At 71.8% G+C, this 2002-nt stretch carries 3 protein-coding genes; all 3 read right to left on the bottom strand.

Annotated features, from left to right (window positions below):
* Nucleotides 1–291 (bottom strand): hypothetical protein (locus ACWELQ_RS44655; protein WP_452403015.1); only part of this gene is annotated, 291 nt, incomplete at its 3' end.
* Nucleotides 284–1615 carry a beta-ketoacyl [acyl carrier protein] synthase domain-containing protein gene (locus ACWELQ_RS44650; RefSeq protein ID WP_452403014.1) on the bottom strand — a complete coding sequence of 444 codons (1332 nt, stop codon included), beginning with the start codon at nucleotides 1613–1615 and terminating at the stop codon, nucleotides 284–286. The genes ACWELQ_RS44650 and ACWELQ_RS44655, both read right to left, overlap by 8 nt.
* A gap of 5 nt (nucleotides 1616–1620) precedes the next feature.
* A partial coding sequence (locus tag ACWELQ_RS44645) for a thioesterase II family protein (protein WP_452403013.1) occupies nucleotides 1621–2002 on the bottom strand: 382 nt, incomplete at its 5' end.

Below are 2002 nucleotides of genomic sequence, written 5' to 3'. Positions count from 1 at the left end.
GCGCCGCGAGGTGGCCGCGCCGATGCCGGACACCACGGCGGGATGCTCGGTGTCGGCGGCGACGGCCTCCAGCGCGGCGAGCAGCTCGCCGCGGTCCGACACCATAGCCAGCGCCCGGCGCCGGCGCGCGGACCGAGTGCGGAACAGCATGTCCGCCACCCGATCCGGCGTCACCTCCGGCCGATCGGCCAGGTAGCGGGCCAGCTGCGCCGCTTCCGCGCGCAACCCGCCGGGAGTCTCGGAGGACAGCAGAACCGGGACGGTGCCGTCAGGGAGCCGGTATTCAGACATGCAGATCCTCCAGAACAGGCTCGAGCTCATCCGCGACCGGCATGGCGAGGACGGCATGCGCATTGGTGCCCGCGACGCCGAACGAGGAGACGGCCCCGTAGCGAACGCCCTCGACGGGTTCCCACGGGGTGAGTTCGGTGGCCAGGCGCAGGCTGGTGGCGTCCCAGTCGACCTTGTCGGTGGGGACCTCGGCGTGCAGGGTCGGCGCGATCTGCCCGTACTGCCCGCACAACAGCACCTTGATCAGGCCGAGCATGCCCGAGGCCGCCTGCGCGTGACCGACATTGGACTTCACCGAGCCCAGCAGCGGGCCGCGGGTGCGCTCCAGAGAGCCGTAAGCGGCTGCGAGAGCAGCCAATTCGAGCGGATCACCGACCGGCGTACCGGTCCCGTGTCCCTCGATCAATCCGATCGCCTCCGCACCGACACCGGCCGCGGCGAGCGTCTTGTCGATCAGCCGCCGCTGCGCGGTCGCACTCGGCACCGCCAGCGGCGCGCCCTTGCCGTTGTGATTGACCCGGGTGCCCAGCACCCGCGCGTGCACCCGGTGCCCGAGCGCCCGCGCCCGCGACTCTCGTTCCAGCACAACGACACCCGCGCCCTCGCCCCACACCGTTCCGGTGGCGTCGGCGGCGTAGGCGCGCAGATGCCCGTCGGCGGCGAGCGCGTTGTTCTTGGAGAATTCGTAGAACGCGGCGGGCGACCCCATCACGCACACACCCCCGGCCAGCGCCCATTCGCATTCGTCCTCGCGAATCGCGTTGGCGGCCAAGTGCAGCGCGGTCAGCGAGGACGCGCAGGCGGTATCCACACTCATGGACGGCCCGACCAGCCCGAGCCCGTGCGAGATGCGTCCGGCCACCGCGCCCAGCGCCGTCCCGGTCACCCGGTAGCCGCTGTAATCGGTGACCGCGGCCGCGATCGGCCCGTACTCGTTGATGGACGCGCCCATGAAGCAGCCCGCCTCGGCACCGTCCAGCGAGCCCGGCTCGAGGCCCGCGTTCTCGAGCGCCCGCCAGGCGACCCGCATGCCGACGCGCTGCTGCGGATCCATCGACACCGCCTCGCGCGGTGTGATGCCGAAGAACAGCGGATCGAATTCGGCCGCGCCGTCGAGGAATCCGCCCGAGTCGGCGACCCGACTCCAGCCCTCCACCCGATCCAGCGCCAGCAGCTGATCCAGCGGCCACTCGCGATCGCGCGGGAACGCGCCGAGCAGTTCGCGCCCCTGCGACAGGGCCGCCCAGTAGCCGGGCAGCGTCTCCACGCCGCCGGGCGCTTCGATCGCCATGCCCGCGATGACGATGGGATCCGGGTCCGTCATGCCGCTCATCCGACCGTGTTCAGCGACGGCGCCAGCAGTTCGGCGATCCCGTCGGTGTGCTCGTTGAGGTAGAAGTGCCCGCCGTCGAAGACCGTCACGTCGATCTCATGCGCGCTGTGCCCGGCCCAGCCGTAGAGGTCGCGCGGCGTCACGAACGGGTCCTCGACACCGCCGAGCACGTGAATCCTGGCCTGCACCCGGACATCCGGCGCGCAGACGTAGGCGTCGAAGGCGCGGTAGTCGGCCTTCACCACCGGCAGCGCCATCCGCATCACCTCGCGGCTGCCCAGCACGTCCGCGCCGGTGCCGTCGAGACGGCCCAGGTGATCGAGGATCTCGTCGTCATCGCTGGGATGCGGCGGCAGCTCGGCCGCCCGGCCCGGCGAC

This window comes from Nocardia sp. NPDC004722, from assembly GCF_053601505.1.
Note: the sequence above shows the minus strand (reverse complement) of the source record. Positions and strands in the feature narration are given on the sequence as shown.